The following is a 23,172-nucleotide window of genomic DNA, read 5'->3' on the forward strand; positions in this document are numbered from 1 at the left end:
CCGGACCACGGCTCGGCCGCCGGGCCGCGCCTCGCCGCGCGCGGGGTGCGTCCCGGCGGATCCGGCGCCCGGCTCTCGTTTGGGCGGCTTTTCGCCGCCCCGCTTCCCCGAAACCGTTGACACTTCGGTCCCCGTTCCGTATACTGCGACCAGCCGCCGACTCCATGGGGTCGACCGCGCTTGGCAGGGCGCCCACGTGTTATGCCTCCGCCGGCGAGCGGGGGCCGCACCGCGCACGCAGGAGTTGTCATGTTCGACGGCACTATCGACAAGACGCACGCCGACCTGTACAAGGTACTTTTCGATCTCCGCGGCACGCTACGCGATTACGGCGAGCCCCGCAAGATGCTCATCTACGGCATGCGCCGGGCGGTGGAGTTTCTCGCGGCCGACGCCGGGGCGGTGGCGACGTTGAGCGCGTCCGCCCACACGGCCGACCTGCTCTTCACCACGCGCACCTCGACCGAATGGAACGTCGGCCTGCTCAACGATTTCATCAAGCGGCGGGAGCCGCGCATTCCGGACGACGTGGTGCTGGCCCGGGTCGAGCGGCGGGCGGCGACCTGGGGCGCTATCGCCGTGCGCCTGCCCCATCCCAAGGAGGCCTTCCACCTCCGCGCGCTCGGTCTCATCGCCGAGGCGGTCCGGGAAGGGATCGCGCAGTATGACGACCGGCAGATCCGCCGCCTGCGCCATCGCCTCGAACAGAAAGTCGTCAACCGCCGGGAACCCAAAGACATCATCTACCTCATCCTCCACGGCATCCGCTCGCTGACCCGCTACGACCACTCGGCCACGTTCCTGGCCACCAACGGTCCCGACGGTCCGCTCCAGATCATCGCCGAACAGATTGCCTGGACGAAAGCAAAGAGCCGCCGCATCGGGCTGACGGTACCGCTGGCGGCAGAGCTCCGCGACGAGCTAAGCCGCGGCGGCATCCACCTCCACCGCCAGGGGGGCCACGGCTGGCAGCCGGTGTTCGGCGCCGTCCGGACGCCGGGGCTGATCCCCGCGCTCTGCTGCACCTGTCCGCGGGGCGCGAGCGCGCCCGAAGAGAACGCGGTGCTCTGCGCCGTGATCCCGGCTCCCGACGGTTCGCTGGGGATTCTCAAGATTGCTTTTCAGCGGGCCGATATTCCCGGCGCGTATGAGATCGAGCTGGTGGAGAACTTCACGCCGCTGCTGTCGCTCGCCCTTCAGTTCCACCACCGCACCGAGGTACTCACCGAGCAGGTGGTACAGGCGGAGCGCAAGAGCGCGCTGGCGGACCTGTCGAGGGGGATCGCGCACGACGTCAACAATGCCATCGGCTCGGTGCTGCCGCTGGCCCAGCAGATCCGCGCCGACATCGCCCGCGGCGAACTCGATCAGCGCGAGCTGCTCGCCGATCTCGATGTGATCGAATCGGGCATGCTCGCCTGCCGGCGCATTTTCGCGGGGCTGCTCTCGGTGGCCCGCTCCGGCGACCGCACGATCGGGGAGGCGAATCTCCGCCGCGCGGTCGACGGCGCCCTCAACGTCGTGCGCAGCCGCCTCGATCGCCACAGCATCGCCGTCGAACTGAACATCCCCCCGGAGCTCTCGGCCATCGGCGCCAACCAGGGGCACATCACCCAGGTGTTCCTCAACTTGTTCGCCAACAGCATTGAGGCCATGCCGCACGGGGGGCGGCTCGCCGTCAGCGCTGTCGAAAAGGGTCCCGAGATCGAGGCGCGCGTGGAGGATAGCGGCGGCGGCATCCCGCCCGACCTCCTCGACCGGGTCGCGGACGCCTTCATCACGACCAAGGAGTCCGGGCACGGCCTCGGCCTGGCGGTCTGCAGGGGGATTCTGTGGAACATCGGGGGCGAACTCCGCATCGACAGCACCGTCGGTCAGGGGACCTGTGTAACCCTGCGGCTCCCCACCCAGTCGTCCCGCCGCCAGGAGCGCCTCCCATGAAACGCTGGCGGATCCTGGTGGTCGATGACGAGCCGGGGGTGCTGCGGGCGGTGCAGCGGGTTCTCGGGAGCGCCCACGACCTGACTCTGTGCGATTCCTCGCCGGCCGCCCGGGATCTCGCCCGCCGCAGCCGTCCGCACCTGGCCCTGATCGACATTCGCATGCCCCACCTCGACGGTTTCGACCTGATGACTCAGCTCAAGGAGGACGACCCCGATCTCGAGGTCATCCTGATGACCGGCAGCATGGACGACACGGACGAGAAGCTCGTTCGGGCGGTGCGCAACCGGGCCTTCTACTACATCACCAAGCCGTTCGATCGGGATGCGCTCCTGGCGCTGGTGGACCGTTGCCTTGAACTCAAGCGGCTCGAACTGAGCAACCGGGCGTATGCCGATCACCTGCGGCGGCAGTTGCTCGCGGCCGGCGCCTTCCAGAGGACCATGCTCCCGCCCGCTTCGGCCCACCTCAACGGCGTTGAGCTGCGCGCCGGCTACTACCCCTGCGACCAGGTCGCCGGCGACTACTATGACTACGCCGTCACCGGGGGGGATCTTGTCACTCTCCTGGTGGCCGATGTGGTCGGGCACGGCGCGTCGGCGGCCATGTTCACGGCGCTGGTGAAATCCGCTTTCCACCGCGCCGCGGACCGCGGCTATGCGCCTCTGCGGGTGGCGCGGATCCTCCTGGACGACCTCTCCGCGTTCGAATCGGATCAATACGTGACCCTGCTGTGCGCCCGGCTCTCCCGGTCCGGACGGACGATCGAGTATGTCAACGCCGGTCATTCCGGCGGCCTCATCGTCGGCGGCGACGAGACCCTACTCCCGCTCGAGGTGACGTCTCCGCTGATTTCACCGGTGGTACCCCCGTCGGCTCTGCGGACGGCGACGATCCCGTTGCCCGCCGATTCGCTGCTGCTGTTGTTCACCGATGGTGCCGCGGAGGCCTGGAGCGACGATGAGATGTTCGGCCTGGAGCGGCTGTACGCGCTCGCCCGAACGGGGTGGGCGTGTCGCGACGCGCTGCCGCAGCACCTTCAGGACGGTGTCCGCCGGTTCCTCGGGGACCGGAGCCAGACGGACGACATCACTTTTCTTGCGGCTTGGCCGGCGTCGGCCCGCTGACTTTCGCCGCTTGAGTCGAATTTCGGTCTCGGCCGGATGGCTTCCCCGCGGGGAGCGGCCGCGCCACCCGGCCGAACCGTGTCGCCTCAGTGCGCCGCCCGGGCGTACGCCGCCGGGATGTGTACGAGGTGGCACTTCTGGCAGCTTTCCTGCCCGATTCCCTGCAGCAGCGCGCCCAGGTTCTCAGGTTTGCCGTTCTCGAGGGCCGCGGGGAGGTCCGCAATCATCTGCATCACCTTCTCGTCGACGTAGTACTTCCGATCGGTGTCGTGGCACACGCCGCACACTTCTTCGAGCGTGGCATACCGGGCGGCCAGTCCCTCGGCATGCCGACGGGCGTTCTCCGGCTGCCCCTGCTTCAGATCATTGCCGATCCCCGCGAGATCCCCGTCGAGCATATGCATGAACTGGGCGAACGGCATATCCTGACCGATCACCGGATCGGTGACCGAGATCGCGCCGAAGTCTCCCCAGTGGAAGCGGTGCTGGGCGGGCACCATAGTCTGGAGGTGGCAGCCGTGGCAGGCGCGGCCGACCGCGTCACCGGCCCGCATCACCGCTCCCTGGTCGCCGCTGCGGAGCGCTGTCGCCAGCGTCTCCACCGGCCCCGTCGGGAACTCGTGCCGCCACTCCGGGACGAGCTCGGCCACCTTTGCATACTGGGCGCGGAAGGCCTCGAAATTGGCCATCGCGTTCGCGTGATCCCCTTCCATCAGGTCGGACATCATCCCCGACAGCGGCGCCGCCAGCGCGTGCATCTCGATCAGGTACACCGGCGCGGGGGCCTCCGGGGGATAGAGCTTGTTCAGCGACGGCGGCAGAAGCGCGGCCCCCGGCGGCGCCGCCTCGGTCCCGGCAATGGCGGCCATTCCCGCCACCGCCAGCGCCACCGCTGAAAGTCCCGTCATAACCAACCTCCTCATACGTTACTCCTCTCACATCACGTTTGCGGCGGCCGCCCCATTGCGGCCGACCGCGAGTTGGTCTGGTAGAAAATGAGTTATTCCCGCTGCAAACGTCGGCACGGCGGTTCCCGCCGCCGCTCCGGGCGCGGAGAACCGCCCCGGACAGTACGCAGGACAGGGTTCGGCGGAAATTGACTTTCGTCAAGAGCCGCAAAAAAACCGGTTGGTCCGACCGGGCGGCGGGCGGGCGGCCTTCCCGCGCCTTTGCCGGCCCGGTCCCGCACATCCCCACACGGAGGAAGGACGCATGACGCACGGTTCCCGCAACTTGTTGAGTTCTCTGGGCCGGCGGCGGCTCCTCGGCCTGTTGCTGGTGGCCGGCGGCGCGGTGCTCTCCGGCTGCGGCCTGAGATCGGCGGGGGAAAAAGCGCGCGCCCGGGGACGAATCCTGGCGCGCGGGGGCGGCGCCTCCATCCCGGCGGGCCTCGAGGTCACTCTCCAGTTCCCCCTTCTCGAGGCGATCTACGGGCGGCGGTCCCGGCGCTTTTTCCGGGGGGCGTAGATCCCCGACGGCGTGCTGGCCTGCAAGTCGGAGCACCCGCCGTTGTCGCTTGAGGAGCTCGAGCAAAGGAAACGGCGGGAGCATCGGCTCCCGCCGTCGATTTGGGCTTTCCGGCGCGGTGGTCCGCTCCGGGATATCTCAATGCACGGCCGGCGGAATCGGATCGGGGACCCGGTTCTCGATCACCGGGAGCGATTTCAGGTAGGCGAAGATCGCCCGCAGGTCCTCGGTGGTGGCGTGGGAGAGGTTCTGCCAGGGCATGGGCGGGAGAATCGGCCGGCCCATGCCCAGGTGCTTGCCGGTCCGCAGCGCCTGGATGAACATCTCCTCGGTCCACCCGCCGATCCCCGTCTTCACGTCGGGCGTGAGGTTGAGGGCGAAACTGACCCCCCACGGCCCCGCCCAGGCGGTGAGGTTCCCGTTCGTCAGCGCCATCCAGCCGGTCGGCGTGATCGCGCCCGCCGGCACCGCCGGCAGTTTCTCCTGGGCCGGGTGGCCGCTCAGCGACCGGGCGAAATCGGGCTCGGGACCGCGCTCCGTCATCTTCTTCGGCGTGTGGCAGTCATGACACCCGCCGATCACCACGAGATACTCCCCCCGCTTGACCTGCTCGGCCGTGTAGGTCGGCGCGCCCTGGGCCCACAGCCAGGCGAGGGGCATCGCCAGCACCATGACCACGCCCGCGGCCACCAACCGGCCGCGGCCCACGAGAATTGCTCGCTGATTCAAGGTTGCTCCTCTGTTAGCAGTGTTTCCGGTAAGTCCGCAGTGGTGGAACGGGCGGAAATATAACACGCCGGGCGCCGCCGTCAAGCGAAATAATAGACTAAATCGGTCCGTCAAGTCGATTGGGGATCTCCCCTCCGCCGGCCCGGGGAACCCATCCCCGACCCCCCTCCCCACCATCATCTCCCCGCCGGCCGCGGTCCCGACGGGCGTCGCCTCCCCCCTACTCCTTTACCACCGTCACATCCCCGGCCGTGACCACGTGGCGCTTTCCCCCCCGCTCGATCACCAGCCCCCCGCCCGGCTCGATGTCCACAGCCACTCCTTCGAGTATCTGGAGTCCCGACGCCAACCGCACTTTTTCGCCCAGGAGGGTCGAATACCGGCGCAAGCGCGGCAGCGATGGCGCGAGGAATTCCCGACAGTAGAGTTGGTATTCCCGCTCAAATTCGCGGAAGAAGTTCTGCACCAGCCGGACGCGGGAGATTTCGTGTCCGACCGCCATCCGGATCGAGGTTGCGGATTGTCTCAGCTCTTCGGGGAAATCCTGCTCGTCTTGATTGGCGTTAATGCCCACGCCGATAACAACATAATTAATTCTGCGACGTTCTGCCGCGAGTTCTGTGAGGATTCCCGCAACCTTTCGGTCGTTCAATATTAAGTCGTTGGGCCATTTTATCTTGATTCGTATCTTTTCTGTCGCTTCGATCGTCTTCGCGAGCGCCAGCGCCGTCATAAGCGAAAGCCCCGGAGCGTGCTCAGGCAGAAATTCTGGCCGCAACAAGATTGAGAGGTAGATGCCTTTGCGTTTGGGTGAGTGCCATCCCCGCCCCAGACGCCCCCGCCCCCCGGTCTGTTGCTCGGCCACCGCGACGGTCCCTTCGACCCCCCCCGCGGCCCCTTCTCGCGATACTATGTCATTAGTGGACTTGACCTTGTTGTACGCCAACAACCGTTGTCCGATGAACCCGGTGTTCAACCCCCACTTTAGTTCGGTGGCGGTGAGGCTGTCCGGCGTTGCGGTCAGGTGCAGACGATTCCTGGCGGTCTTGAAGGTGTAGCCCCAGGTTTCGAGTTGGGCGATGGCCGCCTCCAGTTCGGTCCGGGGCGCTCCTAACTCCTCGGTTAGCTGCGCCATCCCGACTGTCCCCCCCGGCCGCCTGCGGATGAGCAGAAGCAGCCGGTCGGCCAGCCGCTCCACCTCACGCCGGTTCATCGAGAGGCTGCTCGACAATTTGCATGCTCAGGTCGGCGACCGGGGCCGAGTGGGTGAGCTGGCCGATGGAGATGTAATCCACGCCGGTTTCGGCGATGGCCCGCACGGTGTCGAGCGCGACGTTGCCCGAGGCTTCCAGTTTGACCTCGGGGTCCATCGCCCGGGCTTTCGCCACCAGCGCTCTCAGCGAGTCGACCGACTGGTTATCCAACAGGAGGCGTTTGACCCCCAGCCCGATCGCTTCGGCCACCTGTCTCTCGTTGACGACTTCGACCTCGAGCTCGATTTCGCGGGCCGGGCGTCGGAACTGGGCCCGGAAGTCGGGGCTGAGGAGGAAGTCGCGCATGCGGTTGACCGCCGCCGTGATCGAGCCGGCCGAGGCGATGTGGTTGTCCTTGATGAGGACCATGTCATGGAGGCCCATGCGGTGGTTGCAGCCGCCGCCGTGCGCCACCGCCTGCTTTTCCAGGACCCGCATCCCCGGCGTGGTCTTGCGCGTGTCCAGAATACGGGCGCCCGTACCCGCGACGGCGGCGACGAATTTGGCGGTCAGGGTCGCGATCCCGCTCAGGTGCGACAGAAAGTTGAGGGCCACCCGTTCGCCGGCGAGCATGGATTGGTTGAAGCCCTCGATTTCGACCAGCGTCTCCCCCTTGGCAAACCGGTCGCCGTCGTTTTTGAACACGCGGACCGTGTTGGCGGAGTCGACGATGCCGAAGACCAGGAGCATGGGGCGGAGCCCCGACAGGACGCCGTCCTGCTTGGCGACGATCCTGGCCTTGGCAGGATTGGGCTCGAGGCACCCCATGGAGGTGAGGTCCCCCGGCCCGACATCCTCGCCCAGGGCCGCTTTCACCAGTTCGACGAGCCAGAGCGATTGATCGCGCATACTGGGAAAACAATATGGCGGCGGGCAATTGTCAACGATCAAACGGCGGGCTATATTGGCGCCATGAAGGATCTTTCGACCGGCGGCCCGGTGGCCGTCATCGGCTATGGATCTCAGGGTCACGCGGTGGCCCAGAACCTTCGCGACTCCGGCTTTGACGTCATTGTGGGTCTCCGCCCCGACTCCCCCCGGCGCGCGGATGCACGCCGCGACGGGATGCCCCGGATCGACGGGATCGGGGCGGCGGTCGGGCAAGCGGGGGGCGTGGTTTTCGCCTTTCCCGACCACCGCCACGGCGTCGTGTATCGCCGCGAGATCCGCGACCGCCTGCGCCCCGGCGCGGCCCTGGTCTTTCTCCACGGCCTCTCGGTGCATTTCGGTCTGGTGGAACCGCCGGAGGACGCCGACGTGATCCTGATCGCCCCGCACGGGCCGGGAGTGGCGGTGCGGGCGAACTACCTCGCCGGCGACCGCAGCATGTCGGCTTTCGTCTCGGTCCACCGGGACAGTTCCGGCCAGGCCGGCCCCACTATGTTCGGGTTGGCGGCGGGGATGGGGTTTGACCTGACCCGCCTGGTACCGACGACGTTCGAGGCCGAGGCGGTCGGCGACATGTTCGGCGAGCAGGCGGTCCTGTGCGGGGGGCTGGCCGCGCTGATCACCGGCGGATTCGAGGTGCTGGTGAAAAACGGCATTCCGCCCGACGCCGCCTACCTCGAAGTGGCCTACCAGCTCGATCTGATTGTCGCGCTCATCAAGAAGCACGGGATCAGGGGGATGTTCGAGCGCATCTCGCTGACCGCCCGCTACGGCTCGCTCGAGACCGGTCCGTTTCTGATCGACGAGGTGGTGAAGGCCCGCATGCAGCAGGTGTACGACCGTATTGCCTCCGGCGAATTCGTCTCGCGGCTCACCCGGCTCAGCGAGGCGCAGATCGACGAGCTCGGCGCCGACCTGGCCCGGCTCACGGATGAGAAGCTGGAGCAGGCGGCGCGGAAGTTCAAGGGGTAGCCGGGGGCGGGGCGGCGCGCTCACCGCCGCGCGCGGTAGTCCTCAATGGCCGCCCGGATCGCATCGGGGGCGAGGTTGCTGCACGCCATTTTCTTTTCCGGCAGCCCGCCGAGCGCCTGGGCGACGTCGTCGCGCGTCAGCGCGAAGGCCTCGTCGAGCGTTTTCCCAAGCACCATCTCGGACGCCATCGAGCTGCAGGCGATCGCCGCGGCGCAGCCGAACGTCTGGGAGCGGATGTCGGCGATGCGGCCGGCCTCGACTCTGATGAAGATGCGCATGACGTCGCCGCACGCCGGGTTGCCGACCTGCCCGATGCCGTCGGGGCGGTCGAGGTCGCCGGTGTTGCGGGGATTCTGGAAGTGGTCCATGACCGTCGGGTTGTACATGCTGCATAATACGGCCGGGGGGCGCTGCGGGCAAGGGGACAAGCGCGGGAGGGCGGAACGCCGGCGAACCGCGGCCGCGCTGCCGGGCGGCACACGTGGCTGGTGTCTAAACGATTGACGGGGGGGAAGCCCGGCCGTACCTTCTCCCTCTATGAACGACAATGTGAAGAGGCTCCGGCTGGGGGCGATCGCCGTGCTGCTGGCGGTGGCCGGGTACTACGCCTACGACCGGCTCACCCCGCCCACCCGCATCGACAAATTGGCGCAGATCATCCACCTGGAAGACCGCCGCGAGCTGTCGGGGCGGCTGAAGAGCTACTTGGGCGACAGCGACCCGGCGGTGCGCGCGCGGGCGGCCCTGGCGGTCGGCCGCATCGGCGGGCCGGGATCGGCGGAGCCGCTCCTGGACCTGCTGGCCGACAGCAGTTGGGAGGTGGCGGGGGCGGCGGCCACCGCGATCGGATTCTGCGGACAGCCGGAGTTCGCTCTTCGCCTGTTGGAAACGGCCGACAACTTGCCCCCGCGGATCACAGCCCGGGCGGTCGAGTCGGCCGGGCGGCTGGCCGACACCGGCAAGGCGGAGGTGATCGATGCGCTGCTGGCCTACCTGTCGCATCCCGCGCCCGAGGTCCGGGAGCGGGCCGTGCGGGGGCTCTTTCGGGCGGGGGCCCGGTCGGCTGCGGCCGAGGTGATCGGCCTGTATGGGGAAGATTTCGACGAGCCGGTGCGGCAAGCCTGCCTGTACTTCCTGGCCCGCTTCGACATTGCCGCCGGCAAGGAGATCTTCGCGTCCTACCTCGCCGACCCCGACCCGAACCTGCGGGGGCTGGCGGTGCGCGGGATGGGCGCGGTCGCCGGCGAAGAGGCCGAGCGCTACGTGAGCATCGCCCTGAACGACAATACGGACCGGGTGGTGGCGCAGGCGATCGCCGAACTGGCCGGGCGCGACCCCGACCGGGTCAGTCGCCTGCTCCAGAAGAAGCTCGCGGTGGAGGAGGATCCCAAGCTCATCGTCGAACTCATCGAGGCTCTCCGCCGGCTGGGCAGCAGCGAGGGAATCGCGACGGCGGAGGAGGCGCTGGCGGCCTACGCGACGCCGTCGATCGCGGCCGCGACGGTGAAGTACGCCGCCGCCGCGCGCGGGGGGCGGGCGATGGACCTGATCGATTCGCTGCTGCGCGGCGACAGTCCGTTCGAGCGGGCCGCGGCGGCCGAAGCGCTGGGGCTGATCCGCGAGCGGACAGTGCTGCCGCGCCTGACCACGCTGCTGGCGGATCGGTCGCCGCAGGTCCGGGCGGCCGCGTTCGGAATGCTCATGGAGACCGACAGCGCCAACGGCGATTTCTATATCGACCAGGCGCTCCACGACAGCGATTTCGTCCTGCAGGCGCTCGGCGTCGAGGCCGCGGGGAAGCGGGGAGATCCGCAGTACCTGCCTCTGTTCCGCACGCTGATGGAGCCGGCGGCGGGGACCGCGGCGGACGTGCGGCGGTCGGTGGTCGGCGCGCTCCCGCCGTTTTTGTCCTCCCGGGCGGATTCGGCGGCCCGGGAACTCCTGCGGCTCGCCCTTCGCGATGCGGAGGCGGCTGTCCGGCGGGATGCTTCGCAGGTGTGGGACTCGCTCGTGACGGCGCCGAAGCCGGCGGTGTCGCTGCTGGCCGACACAAGGCTGAGCGAACGGGCGATCGCGCGGGCGCTCGCCGGATACGCGGCCAATCCGCGGGCCCTGATCAGCACCAGCCGGGGGAACCTGGCGATCGAGCTGCGCTTTGACGTCGCGCCGTTGACGGTGATGAATTTCATTGAACTGGCGGAGGCGGGGTTTTACGACGGCCTGATCTTCCACCGCGTGGTGCCGAATTTCGTCGTCCAGGGCGGCGACCCGCGGGGTGACGGCTGGGGCGGTCCCGGGTACTATATCCGGGACGAGTACTCCGCGGAAACCTTTGAGCGCGGGGCGGTCGGCATCGCGACCTCGGGCAAGGACACCGGGGGCTCGCAGTTTTTCATCACGCTCTCGCCGCAGCCGCACCTCGAGGGGCGCTACACGCTCTTCGGCCGGGTGCGGGAGGGGATGGAGACGGCCGATCGGATAACGATCGGCGATACGCTCAGGACTGTACGAATCGTAAAGGACGCACCATGAACGCCACGCGTGGCGCGCTGCTCGCACTGTTGGTGACCGCGGCCGGCCTCTCGGCGGCTCCGCCGGAATCGCCGCTGATCGATAAGGAGGCTCTGATTGAGCAGTTCCTGGCGGTCGACGGCCGCCAGCGGGCCCAGCTTCACGATCTCGTGCTGGATGCGGAGTACTACGAGGGCCGGATCAGCGAGGGGGAGTTCCAGGCGGAGGCCCGTTTCCTCAAGCGAGTCTTCATCAAGTTCGCGAAGGACACCGCCCTGTACCGCGAGGAGTACCGCGAGTACTACCGGGACGGGGTGCAGCAGTCGCCGGAGGAGACCGCCAAGCAGGCGCGCGACCGGTTGGAGAAGAACCGCAAGCGCAACGCCCGCAACATCGCCTATCCGATGCTCCGCCCGTTCCGGCCCGAGAACCGGAAGGATTACGAGATCGCTTATGTCGGCCTCGACGAAGTCGAGGACACGACCTGCTACCATTTTCGGGTGACGCCGAAGGTCAAGACGGACGAGCACATCGCCGGGGACTACTATTTCGAGACCGACGGGTTTCACCTGGTGCGGGTGGATTTCTCCCCGGCCCGGCTGGTGAAGAAAGCGATGTTCAAGCTGGATCGTCTGGACATGTCGATCGTCTATGGTCCGGCGCCGGAGGGATTCTGGCTGCCGAAGCAGTTCGACGTGGCGGGGCGGGGCAAAGCGGCCCTGTTTTTCGGAGTCAATTTCGCCGGCACTGAATACTACCGGAATCCCCAGATCAACGTCGGCCAGTCCGACACGCTGTTCAAATCGGAGGACGCGGACAATGGCGAGTGAGAAGTTCAAGACCCACGTGGTGAAGGTCGAGATCCCGGAGGGACTCAACGTGATTTTCGGGATGGCGCACTTCATCAAGACAGCCGAGGATCTCTACGAAGCGCTGATCGAGGCCTCGCCCACGATCAAATTCGGGGTGGCCTTCTGCGAGGCGTCCCAGAAGCGGGCGATCCGGACCGAGGGGAACGCGGGGGACCTGATCGAGCGGGCGGCGAAGGCGGCGTTCGACGTCGGCTGCGGCCACACCTTTTTCATTTACCTCAAGGACGGTTTCCCGGTCAACGTGCTCAACCGGGTGAAGAGCACCAGCGAAGTGTGCCGGGTCTTCTGTGCGACCGCCAACCCGCTCGAAGTGCTGGTGGCCGAGACCGATCTCGGGCGCGGCGTGCTCGGGGTGATCGACGGGCAGCCCCCGCTGGGGATCGAAACGGAAGCAGACAGGGCTGAGCGGCGGGAGTTTCTCCGCCGGATCGGCTACAAACGGTAACGGCGGCCCCGTTCCGGGCCACGGCGGGCGGGCGGACAGGACGACAAACATGCGATTCGAGCTCGATAAGAATGCGACCGAACGGGTGGTGATCGAAGACAGCGAGTACAAGGGACACCACCTGGTGCAGCTCCGTATTTACTTCCTGGCCGACGACAGCCAGTGGCTGCCGACCAAGAAGGGAGTTTCTTTCCGCCGCGATCAACTCGACGAGGTGATCGACGCGCTGCAGAAGATCAAAGCCGGGGGCTGATGCGGCGCCGCCCGTCGCCGTCCGCCGATGCTGCTGTTCACGCACGACAAGCTGCGCCTCGCGGAGCACTTCCGCCGCGACCCGGTGCGTTTTGCCTACCACCTGGGCGATCTGGACGACGCGCTGTTTTCGCGCTGCCAGTGGGCGGTGAGCCACCACAAGAGCACGCGCATCGACGAGTGCATCCTGATCTACCGCGCCCCGTCCGGCCCGACCGTGCTGGCGTTCGGACTGAGCGAGCGGCTGGAGCAGCTCCTGGCGGAAGCGCTCGACCTGCTGCCGCCGCGTTTCACCGCGCACTTCGCGTCCTCCTGCCGGCCGGTGTTCGCCCGCCGGTACGACGAGGAGCCGGTGGGGAGGGGAATCCGGATGCGTCTGACGGCGCTGCGGAGCGGGCCGTCGGGGGACGAGCACTCGATCCGTCGGCTGGGCGCCGCCGATGCAGCCGATCTGCAACGGTTCTACCGCGAGGCGTATCCCGATTGCCGGTTCGACGAGACGATGGTCGCGACGGGCAAGTATTTCGGGTGGAGCGTCGACGGTCGGCTGGTGGGCGCGGCCGGCGTGCACGTCTATTGTCCCGACCACGGGGTCGCGGTGATCGGCAACGTCGCCACCGACCCCAGTGAGCGCAACCAGGGCATTGCCTCCCGCCTCACAGCCAGACTGGCACAGGAACTGGCAGACGAGCAGCTTCTGGTGTGCCTGAACGTGATGGTCGACAACCTGCCGGCGCGCCGATGTTATGAGAAGCTCGGTTTCGAGACCGCTTTCGAGTATGAAGAAGCGCGCTTTACATTCGCCCGCACTGCGTGATACGGCGTAAATGGGGGAGATCGATTGGGGACTCGGGTCGCAAAAGGGAGACGGGCGCCGGTTATTCTGGCGACCTCTACCTGCAACACATTGCATACACAATTGGCGGAAAGTGCAGCGGACTTGCGGAGCTTCGGACTCCGATTCGGGCGGGCCGGGGGATTGCTCACGGCGGCGGGCGCAGCTGCCATCGGCAGTGGAGCGACGGGGAGGTTTATCGGTAAGCGGGTCTACGTATCTCTGACCGGGAGTGAATGGGAAGTTTGCGGGAAAAAAGTCTTGACTTAGCGGGGATCAGGGGCTAATTTGTTAACAGCAACCACGATACATTCCGCCGACCGGTGAGAGCGGCCCACTATCTTCTCAGGGTTACTCGCCCATATGGCAAGCGGGGTATATATAGTACTTGTCCGGTGTTATGTTCGCACGAGAAGAACATAGCTGTCTGTCTGGGATAAAAGAGACGATTCAGTCCGCAACCGTCAACCCCTATTCAGGAGGTGGTGTCTATCAGTAACACTTTCCGGCCTCTGGAACCGTTGTGGTGCTCGTGCTAGCCGAGGCATCACACATTAACCGTCCAGCAATCAAGAGGTATAGCTATGATCAAATGGGGAAAGTATAGCCCTGTTTTCGTCGCCCTCGTCGCCGTTCTCGTCCTTGGGGCGGTGGCCCTCTCCGGGATTGGTAATCCACGTGATCTCGACAAAGAGCGGCGGGCGGCGGATCCGGTCAATCTGAAAGCGGCAATCAACGCGGCCCGGCCGGCGGCGCTCGATCCGTTTGAGGTCGAGAAGGCCCAGATGGAAGCCGACCTGACGGCTCGGGAAGCGGCTGAGAGCGCGGCGATGGACCAGGCGAAGGGCGAAGAGCCGGTCCGTCCGACGAGACCGTCGCGCGAGTCCGATCGTAACCGGATGGCGGGCCCGAACACGATCCTGCGGCCCGCGGTCAATTACGAGCCGCGCACCATCTTCCTGCAGGAAGACTTTGAAACCGAGATCTTCCCGCCGACCGGCTGGGATTCCATCAACACGGATCCCGGATACGGCTGGTTTCTCGGGACGTACTCAGGCGGAGGTACGCAGTGCGCGCTGGTGACCTGGCATGCCGCCGGCTACCAGCAGGACGAGTGGTTGATCACGCCGATGATGGACGTGTCGGGCGCCGGCAGCCTGCTGCGGCTGGAATTCGACATGTTGAAGGGGTATGACTACCCGCACGACTTCAAGGTCTACGTGTCGTTCGACGGCACGGCGTTCACCGAAATCTGGGATTCCTACGACGTTGCGTACCCGACCTTCACGTGGTACGGCGTGACGGTGGATCTGTCGGCTTACGCCGGCGGCGCCCCGATTTGGCTGGGATTCCAGTATTACGGGATGGATGCGGACCTGTTCGGTCTGGACAATGTGGTCGTGACGGACGATGCTCCGCCGGCCGGTCGGTGCTGCTACGGGGAGCCGACAGCTCCGAACTGCCAGGATGTCACCGAAGTCGAGTGCACGGCGTTAGGCGGCAACTGGAGCGCCGGTTTGAACTGCACGGACAATCCGTGCCCGGTGGCCGGCCCGAACGACAACTGCGCGGAAGTCACGCCGATGACGCTGCCGTATACGTTCATGGGCAACAACGAGGCGGCGACGTTCGACGACTACTGCCAGTATTTCGGCGACTACCCGAACGTCTGGATCGCGTTCACGATCACGGAATGCTCGGATATCACGATCAGCTACTGCAACACGGCCTCGGGTTGGCTCAACGGCTGGCTGAACCTGGTCACCGACTGTGCCTGTCCGGAGGGCTCGCTGATCAGCGGCGCGACCTATGACTTCGGCTGCCCTAACGGCAATGCCAACATCTACTTCAGTCACCTGGCGGCCGGCACCTATTACTACCCGATCATGCTTGATCCGACGAACGGCGCGATCGGCGACTACGTCGTCGACGTGACGGCCGAAGCCTGTCCGCCGGTCACCCCCGGCGACAACTGCGAAGACCCGTTCGTGGTCGCGCTGAGTTCGGCGGACCTGCCGTACACCGTCGCAGGCCAGTACACGTGCGGCCGCATCAATGATTACGATGCGACCGTGTGCATGGGCTACTACGACGGCGGCGAAGACCTGATCGTTCGGGTCGACGTGGCCGACGCCATGTTCGTGAACATCACGCTGGATCCGAAGGGGACGACGTGGTCGGGCATGGGCATTTCGCAGGATTGCACCTTTGCGACCTGCCTGGGGTTTGTGGGCACGGGCGGCGGAACGGCGAAGACGATCTACAACGTCCAGCTGGATCCGGGCAGCTACTACATCATGGTCGACACCTGGCCGACCCCCGACTGTATCCCCGAACTCGACATCATCTTCGAGGAAGCGCCGCCGCCCAATCCGGGCGACAACTGCGCAAACCCGGTGAAGGTTGATATCCCGGTTCTGCCGTTTGTGGACACCAACACCACCTGCGGCCGCATCAACGACTACGCCAACACCTGCCTCGGGTCGTATGACGGCGGTGAGGACATCATCTATGAGATCACCGCGCTGGCTGATGTCACGGTGAACATCGCGATGGATCCGCAGGGCACGACCTACACCGGTTTCGCCCTGGCGGGCGACTGCGCGTTCACGACCTGCATCGGGTTCGTCACCGGTTCGGCCACGACGGTCAAGCGCCTGACCTGCGTCAATCTGACGGCGGGTTCGACGTACTACCTGATCGTCGACACCTGGCCGTCGCCCAACTGTATCCCGTCGTTCATTCTGACAATCACCGACACGACGTGCGCGGCGATCGAGAATGACCTGTGCGAGGATGCCACCGAGGTGGGCGAGGTGACCGACCTGCCGTTCTCGACCGTGGGGACATCGCACGATGGTCCGACGGGCTGTATGACGTCGCCGAACATCTGGTTCGCCTACAAGCCGTCGGCGGCCGGTCTTGCCACGATCAGCCTCTGCGGGTCGGAATACGACACGAGGCTGGGGGTCTACACCGGCACGTGCGGTGCGCTGACACAGATCGGATGCGACGACGATGCTTGCGATCCGGGTCTGCAGTCGGTCCTCTACGACATACCGGTGGATCCGGCCATGACCTACTACGTCGAGGTCGGCGGTTATTCGACGAATGTCGGCAACGGCATTCTGAACATCACGCTGGCTCCGCCCTGCGAATTCACCTGCACGGGCGGCACGCCGGAAGGTGAGGACTGCATTGAGGACTACGCCGACGATGTAACCAACGGCGGGTGCAATATGGATGTGCCGGTGTTCGGATCGATCGGTCCGAACGAGAAGATCTGCGGCACGTTCAGCACGTACACGCCCGACGGGTCGGCGCAGTACCGCGACACCGACTGGTACATCCTGTCGCTGGATGACTGGTACAGCGTGACGCTGAGCATCGAGACGAACTTCGATGCGGTGTTCGGCTGGATCGAGCAGATCACGCCGGGCATTGCCTCGTGCGACAACATCACCGGGTACATTGCGCCGTACCTCGCGGTGGGCGATTGCGAGCCGAGCGCTCTTGAGCCGCTCACGCTCGCCCCCGGCGATTACCTCATCTTCGTCTCCGGCCAGACGTACACCGGCTTCCCGTGCTCGATGGGTCCGTGGGAGTACGCGCTGACGGCGACCTCCGTGCCGGCCGAGCCGACTCCGTGCGCGGCCAGCGGCGGATGCGATGAGTACATCTCGCAGGTGCAGATCGGGACGATCGACAATTCGTCCGATTGCACCGAGTACGGCGACTACACCGCCATCTCGACCGACGTCGAAGTGGGCGGCAGCTACGCGATCACCGTCACCAACGGCAGCGGGTACTCGTCCGACCAGTGCGGCGTCTGGATCGACTGGAACGACGACGTGGTCTTTGACGCCTCCGAGATGGTCACTCTGGATGTTTCCACCGGCGTCGGTCCGTACACCGGCACGGTGGTGGTTCCGGAAGGGGCCGTTGAGGGCGGTGTGACGATGCGTGTCCGCATCATGTACACCGGGACGCTCGCGCCGTGTGGGACGACGAGCTATGGCGAGGTCGAGGACTACACGCTGAACGTCGGCGGCGCTGCGCCGACATTCATGGTGGCGCCAGACCCGATTCTCGTGCTCGAGAAATTCGCGTTGAACCCGACCTGGGGCGACGTGTACATCGGCGACGGTGCGCTTCCGGACGGCGCCGCGGCCGCCATGGAGAACATCACCGTGGCGCTCGGCGGCTGCCCGGTCACGGTTGGCGTGACGCAGGTTATTCCGGGCGGTGTCGGCGAAATCCCGGGCGACGTCATGGACGTGAAGTTCTCGCTGAAGGAGTATGTCCTCTGCGAGGAGGCGCGCCAGGGCGGCCTGATCTGGGACGACATCGACTCGTTCTTTGACGTGTTCTACGAGATCGACGGGGTGCCGGGAACGTTGAACCTGCAGGTTGTTGTGCGGGGACACCGGTCGGGCGACCTGAATCTCGACGGCAACGTCAATGTGACTGACCTGACGATGTTCGTTTCGTACCTGTTCCGCGGCGGCGACGCTCCGCTGGAGCCGGCCGTGGCGAACGTCGATGCTTCACCGAATCAGACCCCGAACGTGGCTGATCTGACCTACATGATCGGCTACATGTTCCGCGGCGGTCCGATGTTGAAGCACCAGTAAGACTTGTCGCGTAAAGCGCGAGTCACAACCCGCCGGCGTCAGGCCGGCGGGTTTTTTCTTGGCAGCCCCGGGGCGGCCTCACCCGCCCGCTGGCACCGCGGGCAGAAGTGGGCCGACCGGGCGCCGATCTTCCGCCGCACAATCGCCGCCCCGCACCGCCCGCACGGTTTCCCCTCGCGCCCGTAGACCTGGAGGCGGCTCTGGAAGCGGCCGGGCCGGCCGTTCACCCCGGAGTAGCTGTCCACCGAGGTACCCATGAGGTGGATGGCGCGGCGCAGGAGCCGCACGATGTGGGTGTGAAGCTCGCGCAGTTTGCGCCGCGACACGGCGGTGGTCAGGCGGAGCGGGTGGAGGCGGGCGGCGTAGAGCGCCTCGTCGGCGTAGATGTTGCCGATCCCGGCGAGGAACGACTGGTCGAGGAGGGCGGCTTTGATCCGGCGGGGGCGGCGGCGGCAGAGGGCGGCGAAGTCGTCCGCCGACAGCGCCGACGGCTCGGGGCCGAGCGCGCGCAGTCCCTCCTGGAGGTCGAGCTCGTCGTCGGGGTACAGCCGCCACCGGCCGAACCGGCGGTAGTCGTTGAAGCGCAGGTGGTGTCCGTCGTCGGCGCCGGCTTCGGGGAGGAAGTCGACGATAACGAGGTCGTGCGCGGCGATCGGTTCGGTCCGGGGCAGCCAGAGGAAGCGGCCGGTCATTTTCAGGTGGACCCAGAGGGTGCGGCGGCCGGCGAGGCGGATGAGGATGTTCTTGCCGCGCCGGTCGACGGACTCGATCCGCCGGCCTCTCAGGGCCTCGTCCAGAAACCGCGCGCCGAGCGAGGGGCTGACGGTGACGGAGGATTTAGGCGCGCGGACGGTCACCCGGCCGATGGTGCGGCCGACCACGACGCGGCGCAGGCCGCGGCAGACGACTTCAACCTCGGGGAGTTCGGGCATGGTTCACCTCGGGGCGGCGCCGGAGGCCGTCCGACTTACAGCGCTTTCCCGTTCAGGACGGCGTTGAGGAAGACGCCGGTATAGGAGTGCTTGTCGCGGGCGACGACCTCGGGGGGGCCGACGCTGATGATCCGTCCGCCCTCGTCGCCCCCCTCCGGTCCGATGTCGATGATCCAGTCGGCCGTCTTGATGACGTCGAGGTTGTGCTCGATCACGATCACCGTGTTGCCGCGGTCGACCAGCTCGTTGAGGACGCCCAGGAGCATGCGGATGTCCTCGAAGTGGAGCCCGGTGGTGGGTTCGTCGAGGATGTAGAGGGTGCGGCCGGTGGCGACCTTGGACAGTTCGGCGGCCAGTTTGACCCGCTGGGCTTCGCCGCCGGAGAGAGTGGTCGCCTGCTGGCCGAGGTGGATGTAGCCGAGGCCGACCTCGCGGAGCGTGAGGAGCTTGTTCTTGATGCGGGGGATATTTTCGAAGAAGGCGAGGGCCTCGTCGACGGTCATGTCGAGGATCTCGGCGATGTTGCGCCCTTTCCAGGCGATTTCGAGCGTCTCGCGGTTGTACCGCTTTCCCTTGCAGACCTCGCAGGGGACGTAGACGTCGGGGAGGAAGTGCATTTCGATCTTGATGATGCCGTCCCCCTCGCAGGCCTCGCACCGGCCCCCCTTGACGTTGAACGAGAACCGTCCGGGCTGATACCCGCGGGCCTTGGACTCGGGGATGGCGGCGAAGAGGTCGCGGATGTGGGTGAACACGCCGGTGTAGGTGGCCGGGTTGGAGCGGGGGGTGCGGCCGATCGGGGACTGGTCGATGTCGATGACTTTATCGATGTGTTCGAGCCCGGCGATGGCGCCGTACGGCAGGGGCGGGCGCCGAGAGCCGAAAAAGTGCCGGGCGAGGATCGGGTAGAGCGTCTCGTTCACCAGGGTTGATTTGCCGGAGCCGGAGACGCCGGTGACGGCGATGAAGAGGCCGAGGGGGAACTCGACGTCGGCCGCTTTCAGGTTGTTGCCGCGGCAGCCGGTGAGGGCGATGGTTTTCCCGTTGGGGCGGCGGCGCTGGCCGGGGATTTCAATCTTCCGTTCTCCCTTGAGGTACTGGCCGGTGAGCGACTCGCGCGACCGCGTGATGTCGCGGAGGGTACCCTGGGCGACCACCTGCCCGCCGTGAATGCCGGCGCGGGGGCCGAGGTCGATGATGTGGTCGGCGGCCTCGATGGTCTCGCGGTCGTGCTCGACCACCAGGACGGTGTTGCCGATGTCGCGCAGCTCGGTCAGGGTGGCGAGGAGTTTGCGGTTGTCGCGCTGGTGCAGGCCGATCGAGGGCTCGTCGAGGATGTAGAGCACGCCGACCAGGCGCGAGCCGATCTGGGTGGCGAGCCGGATGCGCTGGGCCTCGCCGCCCGAGAGCGTCTGGGCCGCCCGGTTCAAAGTCAGGTAATCGAGGCCCACGTCGCACAGGAACTGGAGCCGCTCGCGGATCTCTTTGAGGATCTGGCGGGCGATCGTCTCCTGGCGCTTGGTCAGGGTGATGCGGCGGAAGAAGGCGGCCGCCTGCTTGATCGACATGGACGTGATGCTGTCGATCGTCTCGCGGTCGAGGATGACGGCGAGCGCCTCCGGCTTGAGGCGGGCGCCGCGGCAGGCCGGGCAGTCGCTCACCGACATGAAATTCTCGATCCACATCCGGACGTTGTTCGATTCGGTCTGGCGGTAGCGGCGTTCGAGGTGCGGAATGACGCCTTCGAAGGGCGCCCGGTAGATGCCGCCGCCGTGCCCGCGGCCCGTCATGTGCTCGTACGAGAATTCGATTTCCTCGCGCCCGGAGCCGTAGAGCACCACTTTCCGGACTTTCTCGGGCAGCTTCTGGAACGGGGTGGAGAGTTTGAAATCGAAGTGGCGGGCGAGCCCCTTGAGCATGTAGCGGTACCAGTTGGCGAGATCGTGCCCGCCCCAGGGGCGGATCGCGCCGTCGGAAATCGAAAGCGAAGGGTCGGGGATCACCAACCGCGGGTCGATCTCCATCTTCTGCCCCAGACCGTCGCACACCGGGCAGGCGCCGAACGGGGAATTGAACGAGAACAGCCGGGGGGTGGGCTCCTCGTAGCTGATGTTGCAGTTGAGGCAGGCGAACTGCTCGGAATAGAGGAGGTCCTGTCCCTTGATGTTGATGAGGACGGTTCCCTGCCCCACCTTGAGGGCCGTCTCCACCGAATCGGCCAACCGGGTGCGCGAGCTTTCTTTCACGACCAGGCGGTCGACCACCGCCTCGATCGTATGCTTCTTGTTTTTGTCCAGGCTGATGTCGGCCTCGGATTCGACGATCTCGCCGTTGATGCGCAGGCGGACAAAACCCTCGCCCCGGGCCTCGTCGATCACGTCCTTGTGCTCCCCCTTCTTGCCGCGGACCAGCGGCGCGAGCACCATCAGGCGCGTCCCCTCCTCGAAACCGAGGACGCTGTCGACGATTTGCTCGACCGTCTGCTGCGAAATCGGCTGGCCGCAGGAGACGCAGTGGGGAACGCCGACGCGCGCGAAGAGCAGACGGAGGTAGTCGTAGATTTCGGTGACGGTGCCGACGGTGGAGCGGGGGTTCTTGGCCGCGCTGCGCTGTTCGATCGAAATGGCCGGGGAGAGTCCCTCGATGAAATCGACGTCCGGCTTCTCCATCAGGCCGAGGAACTGGCGGGCGTAGGCGGAGAGGGACTCGACATAGCGCCGCTGCCCCTCGGCGTAGATGGTGTCGAAGGCGAGGGAGGATTTGCCGGATCCGGAGAGCCCGGTAATGACGGTCAGGGTGTTGCGGGGGATTTTGACGTCGATATTCTGGAGGTTATGTTCGCGCGCCCCTTTGACATGCAGGTATTCCTGGTTGCGCTTGTTACGGGCCTTGTTGTTGATCCGGGTGCGGTTGTCGGGTTTCACGCTGGTCGCCATCGGCATCTCCGATTTTGTGTCAACCCGTAATATACTACACCGGTTCCCCGCCGCCAACGGCGACTTCGATTTCGCCATCACATTATGCGGGCCGCCGCTACCAGAGCCCGCCTGGCCCGGCCAAGCGCAAGGACGCCGGAGCGAGGGGAGGAAAGCTCCTTGACCGGGCGCGGGCGGTGTGCTAAATTCGGGTCATGTCGCACGATAAGCATCAGGAATTCTTCGACCGGCTGGCGGCGGAATGGGACCTCATGTTCACCGCGGTGGATCTTGAGTTCCTCCAGCATATTGTTGACCAGCTTGATATTAGGCAGGGCTGGGACATCCTGGATCTCGGTTGCGGCACCGGAGTATTGTTCGACATGCTGCGGCGTCGGGTGGGCGAGACCGGATCTGTCACAGGGGTGGATTTTTCGTTTCAGATGGCTCAGCGGGCGAACCTTAATTTCCCCTTTCCCAATGTCGCGGTGGTTGATGCCGACGCGCAGATGCTGCCGTTTCGGGACAGTGCCTTCGACATGGCCGTCGCGTTTTCGGCCTTTCCGCATTTCTCCGACCAGCAGAAAGCGCTCCTGGAGACCCATCGGGTGCTCAAGCCGAGAGCCCGTTTCTACATTATTCACCTGGAGTCCTCCCGGGATTTGAACCAGCTCCACCAGCGGATCGGCGGGGCGGTGGCGTCCGACCTGATTCCGCCGGGGGAGCGGTTGCGGGAGATGTTCAGCACGAGCAAGTTTGTCGAGGTGACCATCGAGGACCATCCGGGCCTGTACCTCGCGACGGCGATGAATCTGAAGTAGTCTATCGGTGTCACCAACTACCGCCAGGACCCGATTCGTGGCGCACTCGGCGCTCTACCTTGCGCTGGCGGTGCTTTTGCCGATCGGGTTCCACGCGCTGGGGGTGGCCGGGCGGATTTTCCTGCCGATGCACTTTCCCATTCTGCTGGCCGGGTTTCTGGCCGGGCCGGCGGCCGGCGTGGTGGTGGGGCTGCTGGCGCCGGGGTTGTCGCACCTGCTCACCGGCATGCCGCCGACCTACGCGGTGCCGCTCATGTCGCTGGAACTGCCCATGTACGGTCTGGCGGCGGGGATTGCCTACCGCCGGCTTCACCTGAATATCTACATCGCGCTCGTTGCGGCGATGATCGTGGGGCGGCTGATGTTCGGGCTGGGGTTGCTCGTGCTCGGTCTGTTCATGAATCTCCCCTACAACGCGGCCCAGTTCTTCTCCGCCGGCGGGGCGATCGTCACGGGTCTGCCGGGGATGGCCGTCCAGATACTGCTGATTCCGCTGATCGTGGCCGCGGTGCGGCGGGAGCGCACCCGCCCGGCGCCCGGAGAAGCCGCGGCCGCGCCGGACAAGCCGTAGGGCCGCG

At 66.1% G+C, this 23,172-nt stretch carries 19 protein-coding genes; 12 read left to right on the forward strand and 7 right to left on the reverse strand.

Translation table 11 applies throughout. The annotated features are described in order from the left end of the window. Positions 1-249 precede the first annotated feature (249 nt). Positions 250-1,941: a hypothetical protein gene (locus KA261_06915; GenBank protein MBP7697527.1), complete on the forward strand. Its 1,692-nt coding sequence runs from the start codon at positions 250-252 to the stop codon at positions 1,939-1,941. Then, positions 1,938-3,068: a SpoIIE family protein phosphatase gene (locus KA261_06920; GenBank protein ID MBP7697528.1), complete on the forward strand. Its 1,131-nt coding sequence runs from the start codon at positions 1,938-1,940 to the stop codon at positions 3,066-3,068. Before KA261_06915 ends, KA261_06920 begins: the two co-directional genes overlap by 4 nt. Before the next feature lie 86 nt (positions 3,069-3,154). On the opposite strand, the gene KA261_06925 is transcribed toward KA261_06920, so the two are convergent. Continuing rightward, entirely contained in the window at positions 3,155-3,976 is an 822-nt protein-coding gene (locus KA261_06925; protein MBP7697529.1) for a hypothetical protein, read from the reverse strand. A 304-nt stretch (positions 3,977-4,280) separates the two neighbouring features. Between KA261_06925 and KA261_06930 the strand changes: the two genes are divergently transcribed. Further along, complete coding sequence (locus tag KA261_06930; protein MBP7697530.1) at positions 4,281-4,535, forward strand: hypothetical protein; 255 nt, start codon at positions 4,281-4,283, stop codon at positions 4,533-4,535. Between the two features lie 138 nt (positions 4,536-4,673). Here KA261_06930 and KA261_06935 read toward each other — a convergent pair whose 3' ends face one another. The 3 genes from KA261_06935 to nadC form a co-directional block, all read right to left on the reverse strand. After that, positions 4,674-5,207: a diheme cytochrome c-553 gene (locus KA261_06935; GenBank protein MBP7697531.1), complete on the reverse strand. Its 534-nt coding sequence runs from the start codon at positions 5,205-5,207 to the stop codon at positions 4,674-4,676. A 277-nt stretch (positions 5,208-5,484) separates the two neighbouring features. Then, the gene (locus tag KA261_06940) at positions 5,485-6,399 is read right to left on the reverse strand and encodes a biotin--[acetyl-CoA-carboxylase] ligase (protein ID MBP7697532.1); all 915 of its coding nucleotides are present in this window, start codon (positions 6,397-6,399) and stop codon (positions 5,485-5,487) included. 64 nt (positions 6,400-6,463) lie between these two features. Next, positions 6,464-7,366, reverse strand: coding sequence for a carboxylating nicotinate-nucleotide diphosphorylase (gene nadC / locus KA261_06945; protein MBP7697533.1), 903 nt, complete (start codon positions 7,364-7,366; stop codon positions 6,464-6,466). 63 nt (positions 7,367-7,429) lie between these two features. Here nadC and ilvC point away from each other — a divergent pair, with 63 nt between their 5' ends. Then, the gene (ilvC, locus tag KA261_06950) at positions 7,430-8,377 is read left to right on the forward strand and encodes a ketol-acid reductoisomerase (GenBank protein MBP7697534.1); all 948 of its coding nucleotides are present in this window, start codon (positions 7,430-7,432) and stop codon (positions 8,375-8,377) included. Between the two features lie 20 nt (positions 8,378-8,397). On the opposite strand, the gene KA261_06955 is transcribed toward ilvC, so the two are convergent. Continuing rightward, positions 8,398-8,763, reverse strand: coding sequence for an iron-sulfur cluster assembly scaffold protein (locus KA261_06955; GenBank protein MBP7697535.1), 366 nt, complete (start codon positions 8,761-8,763; stop codon positions 8,398-8,400). Between the two features lie 163 nt (positions 8,764-8,926). On the opposite strand from KA261_06955, the gene KA261_06960 reads away from it, so the two are divergent. The 6 genes from KA261_06960 to KA261_06985 all read left to right on the forward strand — a co-directional run bounded on the left by KA261_06960 (position 8,927) and on the right by KA261_06985 (position 17,926). Continuing rightward, positions 8,927-10,909, forward strand: coding sequence for a peptidylprolyl isomerase (locus tag KA261_06960; protein MBP7697536.1), 1,983 nt, complete (start codon positions 8,927-8,929; stop codon positions 10,907-10,909). Continuing rightward, complete coding sequence (locus tag KA261_06965; protein MBP7697537.1) at positions 10,906-11,718, forward strand: hypothetical protein; 813 nt, start codon at positions 10,906-10,908, stop codon at positions 11,716-11,718. Before KA261_06960 ends, KA261_06965 begins: the two co-directional genes overlap by 4 nt. Further along, entirely contained in the window at positions 11,708-12,205 is a 498-nt protein-coding gene (locus KA261_06970; GenBank protein MBP7697538.1) for an adenosine-specific kinase, read from the forward strand. Before KA261_06965 ends, KA261_06970 begins: the two co-directional genes overlap by 11 nt. A gap of 49 nt (positions 12,206-12,254) precedes the next feature. Then, positions 12,255-12,458: a transcriptional coactivator p15/PC4 family protein gene (locus tag KA261_06975; protein MBP7697539.1), complete on the forward strand. Its 204-nt coding sequence runs from the start codon at positions 12,255-12,257 to the stop codon at positions 12,456-12,458. 27 nt (positions 12,459-12,485) lie between these two features. Then, the gene (locus KA261_06980; protein MBP7697540.1) at positions 12,486-13,274 is read left to right on the forward strand and encodes a GNAT family N-acetyltransferase; all 789 of its coding nucleotides are present in this window, start codon (positions 12,486-12,488) and stop codon (positions 13,272-13,274) included. Positions 13,275-13,876: 602 nt separating this feature from the next. Further along, positions 13,877-17,926, forward strand: coding sequence for a choice-of-anchor J domain-containing protein (locus KA261_06985; protein ID MBP7697541.1), 4,050 nt, complete (start codon positions 13,877-13,879; stop codon positions 17,924-17,926). A gap of 38 nt (positions 17,927-17,964) precedes the next feature. On the opposite strand, the gene mutM is transcribed toward KA261_06985, so the two are convergent. Together mutM and uvrA are read right to left on the reverse strand one after the other, a co-directional pair. Next, positions 17,965-18,858, reverse strand: coding sequence for a DNA-formamidopyrimidine glycosylase (gene mutM / locus KA261_06990; GenBank protein MBP7697542.1), 894 nt, complete (start codon positions 18,856-18,858; stop codon positions 17,965-17,967). Positions 18,859-18,893: 35 nt separating this feature from the next. After that, positions 18,894-21,794 (reverse strand): excinuclease ABC subunit UvrA, encoded by a 2,901-nt coding sequence (gene uvrA, locus KA261_06995; GenBank protein MBP7697543.1) that lies wholly within the window; start codon positions 21,792-21,794, stop codon positions 18,894-18,896. Positions 21,795-21,988: 194 nt separating this feature from the next. Between uvrA and KA261_07000 the strand changes: the two genes are divergently transcribed. Beyond that, positions 21,989-22,594: a methyltransferase domain-containing protein gene (locus KA261_07000; GenBank protein MBP7697544.1), complete on the forward strand. Its 606-nt coding sequence runs from the start codon at positions 21,989-21,991 to the stop codon at positions 22,592-22,594. A 7-nt stretch (positions 22,595-22,601) separates the two neighbouring features. Continuing rightward, complete coding sequence (locus tag KA261_07005) at positions 22,602-23,165, forward strand: ECF transporter S component (protein MBP7697545.1); 564 nt, start codon at positions 22,602-22,604, stop codon at positions 23,163-23,165. Positions 23,166-23,172: the final 7 nt, after the last annotated feature.

Source organism: Candidatus Zixiibacteriota bacterium, assembly GCA_017999435.1.
Classification (GTDB): Bacteria; Zixibacteria; MSB-5A5; order GN15; family FEB-12; genus JAGNLV01.

What these genes read in the sequence shown, in the direction of transcription:
- KA261_06915 (MBP7697527.1), top strand. Translation starts at nt 250, where the DNA reads ATGTTCGACGGCACTATCGACAAGACGCACGCCGACCTGTACAAGGTA.
- KA261_06920 (MBP7697528.1), top strand. Translation starts at nt 1,938, where the DNA reads ATGAAACGCTGGCGGATCCTGGTGGTCGATGACGAGCCGGGGGTGCTG.
- KA261_06925 (MBP7697529.1), bottom strand. Translation starts at nt 3,976, where the DNA reads ATGACGGGACTTTCAGCGGTGGCGCTGGCGGTGGCGGGAATGGCCGCC.
- KA261_06930 (MBP7697530.1), top strand. Translation starts at nt 4,281, where the DNA reads ATGACGCACGGTTCCCGCAACTTGTTGAGTTCTCTGGGCCGGCGGCGG.
- KA261_06935 (MBP7697531.1), bottom strand. Translation starts at nt 5,207, where the DNA reads ATGGTGCTGGCGATGCCCCTCGCCTGGCTGTGGGCCCAGGGCGCGCCG.
- KA261_06940 (MBP7697532.1), bottom strand. Translation starts at nt 6,399, where the DNA reads ATGGCGCAGCTAACCGAGGAGTTAGGAGCGCCCCGGACCGAACTGGAG.
- nadC (MBP7697533.1), bottom strand. Translation starts at nt 7,366, where the DNA reads ATGCGCGATCAATCGCTCTGGCTCGTCGAACTGGTGAAAGCGGCCCTG.
- ilvC (MBP7697534.1), top strand. Translation starts at nt 7,430, where the DNA reads ATGAAGGATCTTTCGACCGGCGGCCCGGTGGCCGTCATCGGCTATGGA.
- KA261_06955 (MBP7697535.1), bottom strand. Translation starts at nt 8,763, where the DNA reads ATGTACAACCCGACGGTCATGGACCACTTCCAGAATCCCCGCAACACC.
- KA261_06965 (MBP7697537.1), top strand. Translation starts at nt 10,906, where the DNA reads ATGAACGCCACGCGTGGCGCGCTGCTCGCACTGTTGGTGACCGCGGCC.
- KA261_06970 (MBP7697538.1), top strand. Translation starts at nt 11,708, where the DNA reads ATGGCGAGTGAGAAGTTCAAGACCCACGTGGTGAAGGTCGAGATCCCG.
- KA261_06975 (MBP7697539.1), top strand. Translation starts at nt 12,255, where the DNA reads ATGCGATTCGAGCTCGATAAGAATGCGACCGAACGGGTGGTGATCGAA.
- KA261_06980 (MBP7697540.1), top strand. Translation starts at nt 12,486, where the DNA reads ATGCTGCTGTTCACGCACGACAAGCTGCGCCTCGCGGAGCACTTCCGC.
- KA261_06985 (MBP7697541.1), top strand. Translation starts at nt 13,877, where the DNA reads ATGATCAAATGGGGAAAGTATAGCCCTGTTTTCGTCGCCCTCGTCGCC.
- mutM (MBP7697542.1), bottom strand. Translation starts at nt 18,858, where the DNA reads ATGCCCGAACTCCCCGAGGTTGAAGTCGTCTGCCGCGGCCTGCGCCGC.
- uvrA (MBP7697543.1), bottom strand. Translation starts at nt 21,794, where the DNA reads ATGGCGACCAGCGTGAAACCCGACAACCGCACCCGGATCAACAACAAG.
- KA261_07000 (MBP7697544.1), top strand. Translation starts at nt 21,989, where the DNA reads ATGTCGCACGATAAGCATCAGGAATTCTTCGACCGGCTGGCGGCGGAA.